Source organism: Mesorhizobium sp. M1406 (assembly GCF_040317555.1).
In the GTDB taxonomy this organism is placed as follows: domain Bacteria; phylum Pseudomonadota; class Alphaproteobacteria; order Rhizobiales; family Rhizobiaceae; genus Mesorhizobium.
This window is the reverse complement of sequence record NZ_JAMYKW010000002.1, coordinates 52,236-68,180: the sequence shown is the minus strand read 5'-3', so window position 1 is coordinate 68,180 and position 15,945 is coordinate 52,236. Positions and strand designations below refer to the sequence as shown.

Annotated in this window: 16 protein-coding genes; 11 read left to right on the top strand and 5 right to left on the bottom strand. The window is 62.9% G+C overall.

Annotation, left to right across the window (positions count from 1 at the left end):
* The first annotated feature begins 437 nt into the window (after window positions 1-437).
* The 3 genes from NKH03_RS02830 to NKH03_RS02820 all read left to right on the top strand — a co-directional run bounded on the left by NKH03_RS02830 (window position 438) and on the right by NKH03_RS02820 (window position 6,099).
* Window positions 438-2,015: a trimethylamine methyltransferase family protein gene (locus tag NKH03_RS02830; RefSeq protein WP_352967030.1), complete on the top strand. Its 1,578-nt coding sequence runs from the start codon at window positions 438-440 to the stop codon at window positions 2,013-2,015.
* Between the two features lie 133 nt (window positions 2,016-2,148).
* The gene (locus NKH03_RS02825; RefSeq protein ID WP_352967029.1) at window positions 2,149-4,734 is read left to right on the top strand and encodes a GcvT family protein; all 2,586 of its coding nucleotides are present in this window, start codon (window positions 2,149-2,151) and stop codon (window positions 4,732-4,734) included.
* A gap of 9 nt (window positions 4,735-4,743) precedes the next feature.
* Window positions 4,744-6,099, top strand: a complete 1,356-nt coding sequence (locus NKH03_RS02820; protein ID WP_352967028.1) for a M24 family metallopeptidase — start codon at window positions 4,744-4,746, stop codon at window positions 6,097-6,099.
* On the opposite strand, the gene NKH03_RS02815 is transcribed toward NKH03_RS02820, so the two are convergent.
* Together NKH03_RS02815 and NKH03_RS02810 are read right to left on the bottom strand one after the other, a co-directional pair.
* Window positions 6,064-6,891 carry a phosphate/phosphite/phosphonate ABC transporter substrate-binding protein gene (locus NKH03_RS02815; protein ID WP_352967027.1) on the bottom strand — a complete coding sequence of 276 codons (828 nt, stop codon included), beginning with the start codon at window positions 6,889-6,891 and terminating at the stop codon, window positions 6,064-6,066. The genes NKH03_RS02820 and NKH03_RS02815 overlap by 36 nt on opposite strands.
* Window positions 6,892-6,974: 83 nt before the next feature.
* Complete coding sequence (locus tag NKH03_RS02810; RefSeq protein WP_352967025.1) at window positions 6,975-7,985, bottom strand: fatty acid desaturase; 1,011 nt, start codon at window positions 7,983-7,985, stop codon at window positions 6,975-6,977.
* 229 nt (window positions 7,986-8,214) lie between these two features.
* On the opposite strand from NKH03_RS02810, the gene NKH03_RS02805 reads away from it, so the two are divergent.
* Together NKH03_RS02805 and bmt are read left to right on the top strand one after the other, a co-directional pair.
* Window positions 8,215-9,072, top strand: a complete 858-nt coding sequence (locus NKH03_RS02805; RefSeq protein ID WP_352867524.1) for a helix-turn-helix domain-containing protein — start codon at window positions 8,215-8,217, stop codon at window positions 9,070-9,072.
* 118 nt (window positions 9,073-9,190) lie between these two features.
* A complete protein-coding gene (gene bmt / locus NKH03_RS02800) occupies window positions 9,191-10,213 on the top strand; it encodes a betaine--homocysteine S-methyltransferase (RefSeq protein ID WP_352867684.1) in 1,023 nt (340 codons plus the stop codon).
* Between the two features lie 15 nt (window positions 10,214-10,228).
* Here bmt and NKH03_RS02795 read toward each other — a convergent pair whose 3' ends face one another.
* The 3 genes from NKH03_RS02795 to NKH03_RS02785 all read right to left on the bottom strand — a co-directional run bounded on the left by NKH03_RS02795 (window position 10,229) and on the right by NKH03_RS02785 (window position 13,459).
* On the bottom strand, window positions 10,229-10,498 hold the full coding sequence (locus NKH03_RS02795) for a hypothetical protein (RefSeq protein WP_352967023.1): 270 nt from the start codon (window positions 10,496-10,498) through the stop codon (window positions 10,229-10,231).
* Between the two features lie 211 nt (window positions 10,499-10,709).
* Window positions 10,710-12,896, bottom strand: coding sequence for a vWA domain-containing protein (locus NKH03_RS02790; protein ID WP_352967022.1), 2,187 nt, complete (start codon window positions 12,894-12,896; stop codon window positions 10,710-10,712).
* Window positions 12,897-12,898: 2 nt separating this feature from the next.
* Window positions 12,899-13,459 (bottom strand): RNA polymerase sigma factor, encoded by a 561-nt coding sequence (locus NKH03_RS02785; protein ID WP_352967200.1) that lies wholly within the window; start codon window positions 13,457-13,459, stop codon window positions 12,899-12,901.
* A gap of 156 nt (window positions 13,460-13,615) precedes the next feature.
* On the opposite strand from NKH03_RS02785, the gene NKH03_RS02780 reads away from it, so the two are divergent.
* Genes NKH03_RS02780 through NKH03_RS02755 form a run of 6 tightly spaced genes read left to right on the top strand, consistent with a single transcriptional unit; the run spans window position 13,616 to window position 15,944 of the window.
* Window positions 13,616-13,939, top strand: a complete 324-nt coding sequence (locus NKH03_RS02780; RefSeq protein ID WP_023757734.1) for an ArsR/SmtB family transcription factor — start codon at window positions 13,616-13,618, stop codon at window positions 13,937-13,939.
* Window positions 13,936-14,346 carry an SRPBCC family protein gene (locus tag NKH03_RS02775; RefSeq protein ID WP_352867520.1) on the top strand — a complete coding sequence of 137 codons (411 nt, stop codon included), beginning with the start codon at window positions 13,936-13,938 and terminating at the stop codon, window positions 14,344-14,346. Before NKH03_RS02780 ends, NKH03_RS02775 begins: the two co-directional genes overlap by 4 nt.
* A gap of 50 nt (window positions 14,347-14,396) precedes the next feature.
* Entirely contained in the window at window positions 14,397-14,618 is a 222-nt protein-coding gene (locus tag NKH03_RS02770; RefSeq protein WP_352967021.1) for a hypothetical protein, read from the top strand.
* An 11-nt stretch (window positions 14,619-14,629) separates the two neighbouring features.
* Entirely contained in the window at window positions 14,630-15,073 is a 444-nt protein-coding gene (locus NKH03_RS02765; RefSeq protein ID WP_352967020.1) for a DUF1801 domain-containing protein, read from the top strand.
* 29 nt (window positions 15,074-15,102) lie between these two features.
* Window positions 15,103-15,495, top strand: coding sequence for a VOC family protein (locus NKH03_RS02760; RefSeq protein WP_352967019.1), 393 nt, complete (start codon window positions 15,103-15,105; stop codon window positions 15,493-15,495).
* A gap of 41 nt (window positions 15,496-15,536) precedes the next feature.
* Window positions 15,537-15,944: a DUF1801 domain-containing protein gene (locus tag NKH03_RS02755; protein WP_352967017.1), complete on the top strand. Its 408-nt coding sequence runs from the start codon at window positions 15,537-15,539 to the stop codon at window positions 15,942-15,944.
* Window position 15,945: the final 1 nt, after the last annotated feature.

The window sequence follows — 15,945 nt, the reverse complement described above, 5'->3', positions numbered from 1 at the left end:
GGGATCTGCAGCGGGATGTTGCCCAGCGAAAGCGCCATCATCAGCGAGGCCAGTACGGCTTGCGCCAGGCCGTAACTGGCGCCGAAGACCGGGACCGGCGCATAGGTGCTTGCTGGACCGCGGCCGAGATCAGCACGGCATGCAGCAGCGCCGGCGCCAGCTTGGCAAACCCGATAAGGCCGCTGGCCGTCATCTCGAAACCGGTGAGCTTTGATGAGACGGCATGCAGGATCACCGCACAGAGCGTAAAGCCGGCGACAGCGACAAGAAAGGCCGGCCAGCGAAATCCGCCTGCGCCAACGGGGCAACGCAATCGGGGCCGCGCAACTGCCGTTCCGGTATGTCGCTTCCCTCGCCCTAGTGGTCGCCGCCTCCGCAATGGCTGGACAGCCGCCGGTCCATTATGCCGCCCGCTATCGCATCGTACGAGGACCACCATGAGCGCCGCCCTACAACCAGCAGAACCGGCATTGGCCACCGATCGCGCCCGTCGCGGTGGCCGCGCCGGAAAGCGCGCCGGCGGCTCGGCCGCGTTCGAGCAGCCGGCTTTCCGCCAGCTGAAAAACCCGCTGACGCCGACCAGGCTGGTCTCCGACGACGAGCTGGAATCGATCCACCTCGCTTCGTTGCGCGTGCTGCGGGAAATCGGCGTCGACGTGCTGCATGACGAAGCCCGCCGCATCATGAAAGCGCATGGCGCCGACGTGCGCGATGGCGGCGAGCGGGTGCGCTTCGACAGCGACATGATCCTGGAACTGGTGTCGCATTGCCCGTCGGAGTTCACCATCCATGCCCGCAACCCGGCACACAATGTGCGCTTCGGCGGCAACAATGTGATCATCTCGATGATGGCGTCGGCGCCCAATTGCTCCGACATCGATCGTGGCCGCCGGCCTGGCAATCAGCAGGACTACCGCAATTTCCTCAAGCTCGCGCAGATGCACAATATCTTGAACTGCACGGGCGGCTATCCGGTCGAGCCGACCGATATCCATCCATCCGTCCGCCACCTTGAATGCATCCGCGATCTCAGCGTGCTCACCGACAAGGTGTTCCACATCTATTCGCTCGGCAAGGAGCGCAATGTCGACGGCATCGAGATCGCCAGGATCGCGCGCGGCATCAGCCACGAGCAGCTGCTCGAAGAGCCGTCCGTTTTCACCATCATCAACACCAATTCGCCGCTCAAGCTCGATGTGCCGATGATGGAAGGCATCATCCAGATGTCGAGCAAGGGCCAGGTCGTGGTCGTGACGCCGTTTACCCTATCGGGTGCCATGGCGCCGGTCACCATCGCCGGCGCGCTGGTGCAGCAAAACGCCGAAGCACTTGCCGGCATCGCCTTCGCGCAGATGGTGCGCAAGGGCGCGCCCGTCGGCTATGGAGGCTTCACCTCCAATGTCGACATGAAGTCCGGTTCACCGGCCTTCGGCACGCCGGAATACATGAAGGCGCAGCTCGTTGGTGGCCAGCTTGCCCGCCGCTACAACATACCCTACCGCACCTCCAACACCTGCGCCGCCAACACGGTCGACGCGCAGGCGGCCTACGAAAGCGTGTTCTCGCTGTGGGGCGCCATCCAGGGCGGCGGCAATCTGATGATGCACGCCGCCGGCTGGCTCGAAGGGGGCCTGCGCTGCTCCTACGAGAAGACCATTCTGGACATCGACCTGCTGCAGATGGTGGCCGAATTCCTGACCCCGCTCGACCTTTCCGAGGAGGCGCTCGGCTTCGACGCCATCCAGTCCGTCGGCCCTGGCGGCCATTTCTTCGGCACCCAGCACACGCAGGACCGCTACAAGACCGCCTTCTACTCGCCGATCCTGTCCGACTGGCGCAATTACGAGACCTGGGCGGAAGCCGGCTCGCCGACAGCGCTCGAAAAGGCCAACAAAGTCTGGAAGGAACGGCTTGCGTCCTACGAAGAGCCCTACATGGATCCGGCCATCCGCGAGGAACTCAACGCCTTCGTCGCCAAGCGGCGGTCCGAAGGCGGCGCGCCAACCGATTTTTGATCATTGCCTTGATGAATAGCCGACCCCCACTCCGTCGAGCTTCGCTCGACACCTCTTCCCCGATCGACGGGGTTGAGGAAGGGTGCACACCGCGCCCACTCGATTCAATTCCTTCAAAAACGGACCTATCTTGATGAAATCTCATGTAAAAGCGGTTGTCATCGGCGGCGGCGTCGTTGGCTGCTCGGTTCTCTATCACCTGGCCAAGGCTGGCTGGACCGACATCATGCTGATCGAGCGCTCGGAGCTAACCTCCGGCTCGTCCTGGCACGCGGCGGGCGGCTTCCACACGCTGAACGGCGACCCCAATGTCGCCAAGCTGCAGGCCTATACGGTGCAGCTCTACAAGGAGATCGAGGAAATATCAGGCCAATCCTGCTCGCTTCACCTGACCGGCGGCGTGATGATGGCCGATACGCCGGAACGAATGGATTTCCTGCGCCTTGCCCACGCCAAGGGCCGCTATCTTGGCATGGACACCGAGCTGATCACCCCGTCCGAAGCCAAGGCGATGTTCCCGCTGATGGACGAGACCAATTTCGTCGGTGCCATGTGGGATCCGGTCGAAGGCCATCTCGACCCGTCCGGCACGACCATTGCCTACTCCAAGGCGGCGAAGAAGCTCGGCGCCGAGATCGTGCTGCGCAACCGCGTTGTCGAACTGACGCAGGAGGTCGACGGCACCTGGAACGTCGTCACCGAGCAAGGCACGGTGAAGGCCGAGCATGTCGTCAACTGCGGCGGCCTGTGGGCGCGCGAGATCGGCCGCATGGTCGGCGTCGAACTGCCGGTGCTGGCCATGGAGCATATGTATCTCCTGACCGAGCCGATGCCGGAGGTCGAGGAATTCAACAAATCGACCGGGCGCGAAATGATCGGCGTGCTCGACTTCAAGGGCGAGATCTACACCCGCCAGGAGCGCAACGGCATCCTGCTCGGCACCTATGAAAAGGCCTGCAAGCCGTGGTCGCCGGTCAACACGCCGTGGGATTTCGGCCACGAACTGCTGCCGCCGGACCTCGACCGCATCGCGCCGTCGCTGGAAATCGGTTTCAAGCATTTCCCCGGCATCGAGAAGGCCGGCATCAAGCAGATCATCAACGGCCCCTTCACCTTCGCGCTCGACGGCAACCCGCTGGTCGGGCCGGTGCAGGGCCTAACCAATTTCTGGTGCGCCTGCGCGGTCATGGCCGGCTTCAGCCAGGGCGGCGGCGTCGGCCTCGCTTTGTCGAACTGGATGGTGCATGGCGATCCCGGCTTCGACGTCTGGGGCATGGATGTCACCCGCTTCGGCGAATGGGCCGGCCTGCGCTACACCAACGCCAAGGTGCGTGAAAACTATTCGCGGCGCTTCTCCATCCGCTTCCCCAATGAGGAACTGCCGGCGGCGCGCCCCGCACAGACGACGCCGCTCTACGACACCATGCTAGCCAACAACGCCGTCATGGGCGACTCCTGGGGCCTCGAGACACCGCTGTGGTTCGCACCGAAAGGCAAGGAGCCCAGGGATATCGTCTCCTTCCATCGCTCCAACGATTTTGGGCCGGTCGGCGAGGAAGTGCGCGCCACGCGGGAGCGCGTCGGTGTCACCGAGATCGCCAACTTCGCCAAATACGAAGTGTCTGGGCCAGCGGCTGAGGATTTCCTCAACCGGTTGATGACCAACCGCATGCCGAAGACCGGCCGCATCGTGCTGACGCCGATGCTCAACGAATTCGGCAAGCTGATCGGCGACTTCACCATCGCCAAGGCCGCCCCCAGGGGTGGAGAAGACCGCTTCATGATCTGGGGTTCGTCGGCCGCGCAGAAATACCACATGCGCTGGTTCGAAAAACATCTGCCGAAGGATGGATCGGTGCGCATCCACCGCTTCGACCAGACATTGGTCGGCCTTTCGATCGCCGGACCGAAATCGCGTGACCTGCTGCAAAAGCTGGTCGATGTCGACATCTCGACAAAAGCCTTCCGCTTCATGGATTTCCGCGAAATGGCGGTCGGCGGCGCGCCTTGTCTCGTCAACCGCATCACCTACACGGGCGACCTCGGCTACGAGATCTGGATGGCGCCTGCCTATCAGCGCCTGGTCTACCAGGCGATCAAGGACGCCGGCGAGGAATTCGGTCTCGTCGATTTCGGTATGCGCGCTCTGCTCTCCATGCGCCTGGAAAAGAACTTCCCGACCTGGTTCCGCGAGCTGCGGCCGATCTACGGGCCGTTCGAAGGCGCGATGGACCGCTTCATCAAGCTCGAGAAGAACGATTTCATCGGCCGAGAGGCTGCCGCCAAGGAGCACGCCGAGGGACCGAAACTGCGCCGCGTCTCCTTCATCGTCGATGCAGCCGATGCCGACGTCATGGGCGACGAGCCGATCTGGGCCAAGGTCAGCAAGGACTACGGCACGGTTGAAAAGCCGCATGGCGGCTATGGCGCGCCGCGCTTCGACACGGGCGGCAAGGAGATACGCGGCTCCAAGGCCGCCGAAGGCGCTTCGGCTGTACGTGGCATCGTAGACGGCGACTGGCGCGTGGTCGGCTGGGTTACGTCGGGCGGCTATGCCCACTATGTGCAGAAGTCGATGGCGCAAGGCTATGTACCAGCAGCACTTGCCGAGGACGAAAGTGCCGGACTGTTCGAGATCGAGATCCTTGGACACCGGCGTCCGGCCCGCATCAATGTCGAAGCACCATTCGATCCGAGCGGCGAGAAGATGCGGACCTGAGGTTCGACCATGGACAGCGCGGGGCCAAAGGGCAGCTTTGGCCGGCATCGCAAGATCATGCCGTTCGAGCCGGGCTCGATCGAGGCGCTGCGCGACGCCTCCCGCCAGAAGGCGGCTTCGCTCAACCAGCATGTTCTGGGCTATGGCGCGCAGGCGGAAGCCGAATGGGCTGCGGCGGGCATTGCCGCTCCCAACCTGCCGGCCATGCGCCAATACCGGCTGGACCGTATCCGCGCCGAGCTGAAGCGCCGCGGCTATGCCGGCGCCCTGCTCTACGACCCCGTCAACATCCGCTATGCCACCGACAGCACCAACATGCAGCTGTGGGTGGCGCACAATCCGACACGGCATTGCTTCGTCGCCACCGACGGACCGGTGATACTGTTCGACTATTTCTCCTGCGAACACCTGTCCGATCATTCCGGCGTCGTCGACGAGGTGCGGCCGGCGGTGTCGTGGATGTATCTCTATAGCGGCGAGCTTACGGAGCAAAAGGTCCGCCGCTGGGCCGCCGGCATCGCCGATCTGGTCAGGGAACATGGCGGCGGAAACAGCCGCATCGCCGTCGATCACATCAACCCTGAAGGCGTCGAGGAACTGGCACGCCTTGGTGTTTCGATCGGCAATGGCGAAGCGGTGATGGAGAATGCGCGGCTGATCAAGTCGCCGGACGAAATCCTCGCCATGCGCCGCGCCATCGTCGCGTGTGAATCAGCGATGGGCGAGATGGAACAGGCCCTGACGCCCGGCATTTCCGAAAATGAGCTATGGGCCGAACTGCATCGCGGCAACATCGCGCGCGGCGGCGAATGGATCGAGACCCGGCTGCTGACGTCAGGGCCGCGCACCAATCCATGGTTCCAGGAATGCTCGTCTCGAAAGATCGAGGCCGGTGACCTCGTCGCCTTCGACACAGACCTGGTCGGCCCCTACGGCTTCTGCGCCGACCTGTCGCGCACCTGGCTGTGCGGCGACGCAAAACCGTCTGACGAGCAGCGAGAGCTGTTCCGCATCGCCGCCGACCAGATCGCGCACAACACGGCATTGATGCAACCGGGCATCTCGTTCCGCGACCTCGTCGAACGCTCGGCGGTGCCGCCGGGTGACTGCTTCCCGACGCGCTATGGCGTGCTCTATCATGGCGTCGGCCTGGCCGATGAATACCCGACCTTGCCGCATGCCAGCGACTGGACATCGGATACGCCGGACGGCGTGCTGGAACCCGGAATGGTGCTATGCGCGGAAAGCTATATCGGCAGGCTTGGCGGGCGCGAAGGCGTCAAGATCGAGGAACAGATCCTGATCACCGCGGCCGGCAACGAGCAGCTTTCAAACTACCCGTTTGACGAGCGGCTGCTCGGCTAGGCCGGCAAGGGCCTCGCGCAGCGCGGTTATCGTCTTTTCCGGCGTCGTTGCGGCGGTGATGTAAGGCAGGCCCTTGCGCCGTCCCGTCCAGCCAACGACCCTTACTTTCCGAGCTGCCGGCTCGAAGCGCTGTGCCAGCACCCAGCTCTCGCAGTCGATGGCCGCGACATCGGCCTTGCCCTCTGCAATCGCGACGATCGAGGAACGGTGCCCGCCGCTTTCGCTGCGCGAGGCAAAGAGGTCAAGGCTCTCGCCCATCGCCTCCAGGTCGCGCGTCAGTCCGATCAGGCCGGACATGGAATCGAGATTGTTGAAGGTGAAGCGCCTGCCACGGATGCGATCGAGCGGGATCAGCGGACTGCCGTCATCTGGCGAGGCAACCGACGGCGCGCCATCCGCCAGCATGACGATAGCGCTGGAGTAGAGCTCACCCTGCCCGCCTTCATAGGAGTCGTAGCTCGGCTGGCCGACCACTTGCACATGCCTGGACAGGCCTAGTTCCATCGGCCCCCAGCAGGTCTGCGAGAAAAGCAGCGCCGGATGCAGCCACAATTTGAGAAAGTCGAGTTCGTCCGGCGACAATGTCGCCCGATCGGATGCAATCAGTTTTCCCTGGGCATCGTGAATGCCGCCCGGCACCGGCGGCAGGTCACCATTGCGGCGCGCGATGGTTTGCGGCGCGTCGATACCCTTTTGCCGGAAGGCATCGCGCAGCAGCGCCCATTGCGCGTCGACGTCATCGCGCACTTCAGGCCAGTCATACATCGGCAACGCCGCAACCAATTCGCTCATGTCGGAATCCGACCGCTATGCCCGGGATTGAAGGGAACCGACCGCAGCCAGTCTAGCACGCAGCACCTGCCTGCCACAAAAACTCATTCCTTGGGCGGCTCCGCGGGAACCGGCGCACTGCCAAGCCCGCTGATGCTGCGCGCCCTGACGCGTGGCTTGAACGCCCTGCCGGGCTCCGCTTGGCGCCGCAGCACCGGGTGCACGACCGGCTCCTTCGCCTTGAACGCATAGGCTTTGATCAGCGCGAAATAGTTCGGATAGGCATAGCCATTGTTCATCCGCAGCCATTCCTCACGGCGGTCACGAAACAGCTTGGGCAGCTTGTACCAGGCCACCGTCGGGGTCTTGTGATGGACGAAGTGCAGATTGTTGTTGAGGAACAGGAACGACAGCGGCGAGCGCTCGACGATTACCGTGCGGCCTTCCGGATGTTCCGACCATTGATGCTCGGCGAAAGTGCGGATCGAGATCAGCGACTGGCCGAGCCAGACCGGCACCAGAATGTAAAGCCACAGCGGGATGCCGAAGCCGAATTGGACGATCGGCACCACGATGGCAAGGCCGATCGCATGCAACAGCCAGGCCTTGCGGATCGCCTTGTCGCCGGCGATCATCTGCTTGGCGTCGTCGATGAAGAAGCCGATGCAGGACAGCCAGGGGCCGAGCACGAACCGGCCGGCCATGGTGTTGTTGATCTTGAGCACGAATTTCATCGTCGGCGGCAGCTCGTGATGCTGCCACAGCGCCTGGTAATAGCTTTCCGGATCGTCCAGCGGATCGGTCAACCGCTCGTCGGCGTGGTGGCGCAGATGGATGGTCTTGAAGCGGCGGAACGGCCAGACCAGGCCGATCGGCAGGAAGACGAAGGCTTCGTTGACCCGCGCGTTGCGCGTCGGATGTCCGTGCAGCGCTTCGTGCATGATCGAGGATTGCAGCGCGGCGGTGAAGGCGAGGACGGCGAGCGCCAGGATGGGGTAGGATGGCCAGAGCAGGAAACCGGTGGCGAGCCAAGTTGCGTAACAGAAGAAGGCGAGTACCACGGTCGGCCACTCGATGGCCGGTACTCTGTGTCGCCTGATGCTCTTGCTCGTCATGCTATCGACCACTGCCCCTCAGTCGCCGGAGCCCCAATTGGTTCCTGACAGCATTGTGTCAGGAGAATTGATTCCTCTCAACGAGACAAAGTGCACAAACTGTTGCGATTGCGCATTTTTGACCGCACATGTTATACATTGTAAACAGACTTAGGGATTTATTTACGCCTGAGAAGCACGTGAAGACGCTTCAGCGCAAATTTTTCCTCAATCGGACCGGAGCACCGATATGGACAAGCGCGACCTGTCGACCATCTTCCGCGAGCGCCTGAAAATGCTCTTGACACGCTCCGACCTCAACCAGTCGGCCTTCGCGACGGCGGTCGGCATCGACCGCTCGGCGCTGTCGCAGCTGCTGTCGGGCGCCTCGACCCGCCTGCCCCGCGCCGAAACGCTGCTCAATATCGCCGCCGAGTTCAAGGTGTCGCTCGACTGGCTTCTCGGCCTCAGCCAGGATGAGGGCCTCACCGGCGAAATCCGCGAGAGCCTTGAGATCGAGGAGGCACCGGACGGGTTCGACCGCACGCTGCTGGCCAAATGGCACGCCGAGGCCGCCGGCACCAAGATCCGCTACGTGCCCGCCGGCATTCCCGATCTTCTGCGCACCGAGGCGCTGATCGAGTATGAGGCGGGCATCGCCAACAAGAGCCGCCTGGCGCAGGCCGGCGAAACACAATACCGCATCGACTACAACAGGCGGCCGGAAACCGACATGGAAGTCTGCATGCCACGCCACACGCTGGAGATCTTTGCACGCGGGCTGGGCGTCTGGGATCGTTTCCCGGAAGCCGACCGCCGCGCCCAACTCCTGCACATGGCGACGCTGCTCGACGACCTCTATCCAACCTTCCGGCTGTTTCTCTATGACGGGCGGATGCGCTATTCGATCCCCTACACCATCTTCGGACCCTATCGCGCCGCCATCTATGTCGGCGACATGTATCTGGTGCTCAACGCCACCCAGCCGATCCAGACGCTGATCCAGCATTTCGACAATCTGATCCGCGCCGCCGACATCAACGCGCACGAGGCGGCAGGCTTCGCGCACAGACTGGCCGGCATGTCGTTCCCAACAGGCACTGTCTGAGCTTGGGCGATCACGATCCTTTGGGCGGGCGGGGTGCCGCCGCCACTGCTATTTCATTGACTACACATAAAGACTTCTTTATATCCTTATTCGAATTCGAAACATGAAAGCCAATCCGATGACGACCACCAACCCAATCGACGCGCTGCTGGCTGAAAAGGGCGTGCTGCTGGCCGATGGCGCCACCGGCACCAATCTGTTCGCCATGGGTCTGGAGGCCGGTGAGGCACCCGAGCTGCTGAATGAGACGGCGCCCGACACCATCACCAGCCTGCACCAGAATTTCGTCGATGCCGGCGCCGACATCATCCTCACCAACTCGTTCGGCGGCACCCGTCACCGCTTGAAGCTGCACCATGCGCAGGACCGCGCGCATGCGCTGAACAAGCGCGCCGCCGAGCTCGCCCGTGCCGTCGCCGACAAGGCCGGCCGCAAGGTGATCGTCGCCGGCTCGGTCGGCCCGACCGGCGAATTGCTGGTGCCGCTTGGCGCCATGACCTATGACGAGGCGGTCGACGCCTTCGCCGAGCAGATCGAGGGCCTCAAGGCCGGTGGCGCCGAAGTTGCCTGGATCGAGACGATGTCGGCTCCCGACGAGATCCGCGCCGCGGCCGAGGCTGCCATACGCGTCGGCCTCCCCTACACCTACACCGGTTCCTTCGACACCGCCGGCCGCACCATGATGGGCCTGCTGCCGAAGGATATCCACGGCGTCACCGACGGACTTTCGCAGGCACCGCTCGGTGTCGGCGCCAATTGCGGTGTCGGCGCCTCCGATATCCTGGCCTCACTGCTCGATATGACCGAAGCGAAGCCGGAGGCGACGGTTATCGTCAAGGGCAATTGCGGCATTCCCGAATTCCGCGGCACCGAAATCCACTATTCCGGCACGCCCGAACTGATGGCCGACTATGTGCGCCTCGCCGTCGATGGCGGCGCCAAGATTATCGGCGGCTGCTGCGGCACCTCGTTCCAGCACCTTGCCGCGATGCGCAAGGCGCTCGACGCCCACACCAAGGCGGATCGTCCGACTGTTGCCGCGATCGTCGAGCGCATCGGTCCGATGCGCAACAAGGTGGCGACGGAAAACACCGCCGAGACCAGCGAAGCCCGCCGCGAGCGCCGCCGCGGCCGGGCCTGACCCATCGGTTTTCGACTATTCGCTGTTGTCGGCGTAGCTCGACTGCGCCGACTTGAAGTCGACCACATTGTCGCCGCGCATGGTCATCAGCGCGCCGGATGAAACCGGATCGGCTATCTGCTCCAGCATGATGCGGAAGCGGTCGTTGGTCAGCGCCGACATGGCGGTGTCGCGCGCCTGCGCGACATCGTCGCTGATGCGCCTTGATTCGGATGATGGGGCTGATGAAACCGCGGAGGCGTCGCGTGCTGGCGGTATCGAGTTGGCGATAGTCCTGATCTGCAATTCCGGCTCCTCAAGCCCCGTAGACATGTCCCGTGTAGCAAGGAGGGGGTTGCGATCCGGTACCGGAAATGCGGCGCAATTTAACGACCCGGGAAATTGCAAAAAAGGCCGGCGAGGGATTCATTCCCTTGCCGGCCTGCCTCACCCGCCCGTAGGTCGGTTTCCCCCTATCAGAACGATCCCATCTGAAAGAAACCGGCCGTCATCACCACTACCGGTTACCGCCCAGCGCCGAGGCAAGGCGCACAAGCGAGAGGAACTCGGACCTGTACCCAAACGGGTCGGCTCCTCGAGCGGCAGTGGCGATCTCCATGATCTTGTCATAACCGAACTTCGCGGTCGCATCCTCGTCGCGCAGCTTCTGGCCGAAGGCCGCGACCGCGACGGAGAAACGCTGGTCGGTGCTGGCCTGGTCGAACGACGAAATCTCATTGGCCGAGGTCACCGGTGTGGTGATCAGCTTCGAGACGTCCTCGTTGGGCAGCTTGTAGCGGATCTTGACGAAGGCATATTCGTCCGCATTGGCGACACCGCCATTGTTGACCGACGCCTGGCCATAGCGCAGCGGATCGATCTGTTCCCCGCCGCCGCCCTTGGGTGTGATCTCGTAGATCGCGGTGACCGAGTGGCCCGAGCCGATATCGCCGGCATCGACGCGGTCATTGTTGAAATCCTCGCGGTTCAAGGCGCGGGTCTCGTAGCCGATCAAGCGGTATTCGGAGACCTTGTTCGGGTTGAACTCGACCTGGATCTTCACGTCCTTGGCGATGGTGAACAGCGTCGAAGAGGCATCCTCGACCAGCACTTTCTCGGCCTCGGCCAGCGTGTCGATATAGGCGGCGGTGCCGTTGCCGTTCTGGGCAATGGTCTGCATCATCTGGTCGTTCAAATTGCCTCGGCCGAAACCGAACACCGACAGGAAGACACCGGTCTTGCGCTCGCTCTCGATCAGCCGCTTCAGATCATCGTCATCGCTTTGGCCGACATTGAAGTCGCCGTCGGTGGCGAGCATCACCCGGTTGACGCCGTCCTTGACGAAGGATTTCTGCGCCAACCTGTAGGCTTCCTTGATACCCGCCTCGCCGGCCGTGCTGCCGCCTGGCCTCAAATTGTCGATGGCACTGAGAATCTTTTCCTTTTCGGACGCCTTGGTCGGCTCCAGGACCGTACCGGCATCACCGGCATAGGTGACGATCGAGATGGTGTCGTCCGCCTTCAGCTTGCTGACCAGCAGCCGGAATGCCGACTTGAGCAGCGGCAGCTTGTCCGGCTCGTCCATCGAGCCCGAGACGTCGATCAGGAAGACCAGATTGGCCTTCGGCTGCTCGGCCGGCTTGACGTCAAATCCCTTGATGGCGACGTGCATCAGCCTGGTGTGCGTGTTCCACGGCGTCGGCATGACGCTGACGGTCGAGTTGAACGGCGTCGAGGCCGAATCCGGCCCCTTCCAGTCATAGGGGAAGTAGTTGATCATCTCCTCGACGCGCACCGTATCGGCCTGAGGCAGGGTGCCCTGTTTCAGCGAACCGCGCACAAAGGAATAGGAAGCCGTGTCGACATCGATCGAGAAGGTCGAGACCGGATCCTCGAGCGCGGCATGCACCGGATTGGTCTTGAAGTCCTCGACGCGGTCGCGGTTTTCCTGTTGCGGCTGCATCTGGTCGGCCGGCAAGGTCGACGGCTGCGGCACCATCAGCTTGGACTCGGCCCCTTGGACGCGACTGGCCCGCGCGGCATGGGGCGCGCTCGGCATTAGGCCAGCACTCTCCCGCGAAATCTCGCCGCTGGGCGCAGGCGCCGGCCTGGGAGCTGGCAAAGTTCCATACTCTGTCTCTTTGCCACTATAGGTCTTTAGGTCAAACCTCGACGACACGGTGGGAGTCGCCGACGCGTTCGGTTGTGCCGCACCGCCGGTAACGGTCGATTCGGATTTCGGCGGCGATGCCGGCGCCACGAGCGCATCGGTGGCATCGCGGCTTTCCACATCGGCGTCGGCCTTCTTGTCCTTCGCCAATTCGGTGGGAGCCGGCTTCGGCTCGGCGGTGGTCGGCTTCAGGGTCGCCGGCTTGTCGGCCAGCGTCTCGCTGATCTTCTCGTCGCCGCCGAATTTAGGCGGCTGCTCCCTCAGCATATGGAAGGTGGCGTATCCGGCGATCGGCAGGGCGACGAGCCCGGCAAGGGCCGGCGTGGCAATGAGTTTCTTTTGCATGATCTCGCTCCAGAGCTTTTGTGCTCGCTCTGTGAGACGAAGCCCGCCAACCGATCCTTGGGTGACGGCAGAAATATTTTCCTGATCATAGGCGCGCAGGGCGGCCTCAAAAGCACGTGCCTTCGCGCTCCCGCCCGGCGCCGGTGCCGCGATGTCGCGCAGTTTCTTGAGTTCGTTGTCGTCGACCATGGTCACACTTCCCCGGCCGTGCGCATCAGCGTCTTCAGCCGTTTCTTCGCTTCATGGATGTGCCAGGAAACCGTCGTCTCCGAGATCGCCATCGCTTCGGCGGCGGCCGCGTGGCTCAACCCTTCGCCATAGACCAAAAGCACCGCGTCACGCTGCTTGTCCGGCAATTGCCGAACCGCTGCCCATAGGCCGTCGGCGAGGTCTTCCGGTTCGGCCGACGCATCGCCCGTGATCAGCGCATGGATGCCGTAGGCCTCGGTCTTGACCGTCTCACGCGCGGTCTTTCGCATCGTGTCTCGCGCGGCGTTCATCGTCACGGAATAGAGCCATGTCGTGAAGGCGCCGCCGCCGCGATAGTCGCGGATCGCCTTGCCGAGCCGGACGCAGACCTCCTGGGCGATGTCTTCGGCGTCCGCCTTCCTGCCGCACCATCGATAGGCGGCCCGATAGACAAAGTCGTAATGGCGCTCCAGCAATGTGCTGAAGGCCCCCCTGTCTCCGCCCTTCGCCCGCCCGATCAATTCGGCGTCGGAGGCTTCGCTCTCATCCAGCATCATCGCCATCATTTGCCTGTTGGACGAAGGCTAATGGCTAATCCTTGGGGTAATGGAAAGATTTTTCGGCTACGGCCGGATCGTGACCATCAACGCCCCTGCTTGACACATCCATATCTCGGTGGTTATACGTTAAACCAATAGCCACCGGGTTATCGATCCCAAATGACGAACGCTCACGATGTCCTCTTCAGAACGCTCTCCGATCCGACGCGTCGGGCGATCTTCGAGCGCTTGTGCCGCGAGGGCGAACAGACGGTGGGAGCGTTGACGGCTCAATCCGGGGTCTCGCAGCCCGCGGTGTCGAAGCATCTCGGTCTTCTCAGGCAGGCCGGACTGGTGCGCGATCGCCATGAAGGACGGCAGACCCATTACAGCGCCCAGCTCGCAGCACTTTCCCCACTAACCGACTGGACGAACCAGATGAACGCGTTCTGGCAGAGCCGGTTCGACGACCTCGAAAATTTGCTCAAAAGAATGGACCAATGACCAGCACAGCGACCGAAACGCGCTCCGTCATCGTCGAACGTGATATCCCCTATCCGCCGGAGAAGATCTGGCGCGCCCTCACCCAACCGCATCTGATCGAGGAGTGGCTGATGAAGAACAACTTCAAGCCAGTCGTGGACCACCGTTTCAATCTCAGCGCCGACTGGGGCGGCGTCGACTGTCGGGTCCAGACGGTCGAGCCCAACAAGACGCTATCCTACACCTGGGATACCAAGGATCTCGAGAGCGTGGTCACCTGGACGCTCACCGCCACGAGCACGGGGACCCATCTGCGCATGGAGCAGACGGGCTTCCGGTCGGACCAGCAGCCCTATTTCCGCGGCGCCACCGTCGGCTGGCAGAGGTTCCTTGCTGCCCTGGAGGATGTCCTGGCGCGGCTGGATTGAAACCCGCCGGCAAGCGGATCGCTGGGTCCGTTTCGGCCCGTTGACAGGAGGTGCCATTGGACAAGTGGATTCGGCAAATTCATCGCTGGCTGTCGATCGTCTTTACGCTGACCGTCATCGCCAACTTCGTCACCATGGCATTCGGGCAGCCTCCCGCCTGGGTGGTCTACTCTCCGCTGTTACCGCTCTTCCTGCTGCTGTTCAGCGGCCTGTACATGTTCGTGCTGCCCTATGCCACCAAGGGACGCGACGCGCAGCGCGCGGACGGATAGGTGTGGGCAGAATGGCCAAGACGCCGGGACAATCCATCAAGGCCAAGGCTGCACCGGTGCTGCTCTCGGGCGGCAACCCGCAAATCGCCAAGGGCGACGGCGACGCCCCCGTGCAGGCATACATCGCCGCAATGCCAGGCTGGAAGCGCGATCTCGGCGAGCGCCTCGACGCGCTCATCCAGCGCAGCGTGCCTGACGTGCGCAAAGCCGTGAGATGGAATTCGCCGTTCTACGGCATCGAAGGCCAAGGCTGGTTCGTGACGTTTCATGTCTTCACCCACTACGTGAAGGTGACCTTCTTCAGCGGCATGTCGTTGCGGCCGATCCCACCCGGCGGCACGGCGAAGAGCAAGGATGTGCGCTGGATCGACATCCGCGAAGACGATCAGTTCGACGAGGCGCGGATGGCGGACTGGGTGAAGCAGGCCGCCGCCCTGCCCGGCTGGGTCCCGTAGCGACCGAATACGACAGAGGAGAAATAGCCATGAAGATCAAGCTGACCAGCGTGCACGTGGACAACCAGGAGAACGCACTGCGCTTCTATACCGACGTGCTCGGCTTCACCAAGAAGGCCGATTTCAGCAATGGACCCTATCGCTGGCTGACCGTGACCTCGGCCGAAGAGCCTGACGGGACCGAGCTGCAGCTCGCGCTCAACGACAACCCGGCGGCCAAGGCTTATCAGGAAGCCATCTTCAAGCAGGGGCAGCCCGCGGTTATGTTCTTCACCGACGACATCAAGGGCGACTACGAGCGCATCAAGGCCAAGGGCGGCACGTTCACCATGCCGCCGACCGAGGTAACCGGCTCGACCATCGCTCAGCTGAACGACAGCTGCGGCAACCTCGTTCAGATCACCCAGCTGGCGCGCTGGTAAAAGACGGCGGTTGAACGCGTCGAGGCACAGGAAGGCACCCAATGAACCCATCCGAACAGATCGACCAGCTGATCGCCGGCCTCAAGGACTGGCGCGCCGAGACGCTCCCCGGCATCCGCAAGACCATTCTTGCAGCCGACCCGGACATCGTCGAGGAGTGGAAGTGGATGGGCAGCCCGGTGTGGTGCCTCGACGGGAACATCGTCGTCGGCAATGCCCACAAGGACAAGGTGAAGCTCACCTTTTTCCATGGCGCCAGCCTGCCCGATCCCGACAAGCTGTTCAACAACGGTTTTGGCGGCAAGGTGTGGCGGGCAATCGATATCCTTAAGGGCGACAAGCTCGATGAGGGCGCCCTGAAAGACCTTGTCCGGGCCGCCATCGACTACAACCGGGCCAAAAAGAAGAAGAAAGCGCCGGCGGGTGCTCGGGCGAAGGTGCAGAAGTAAC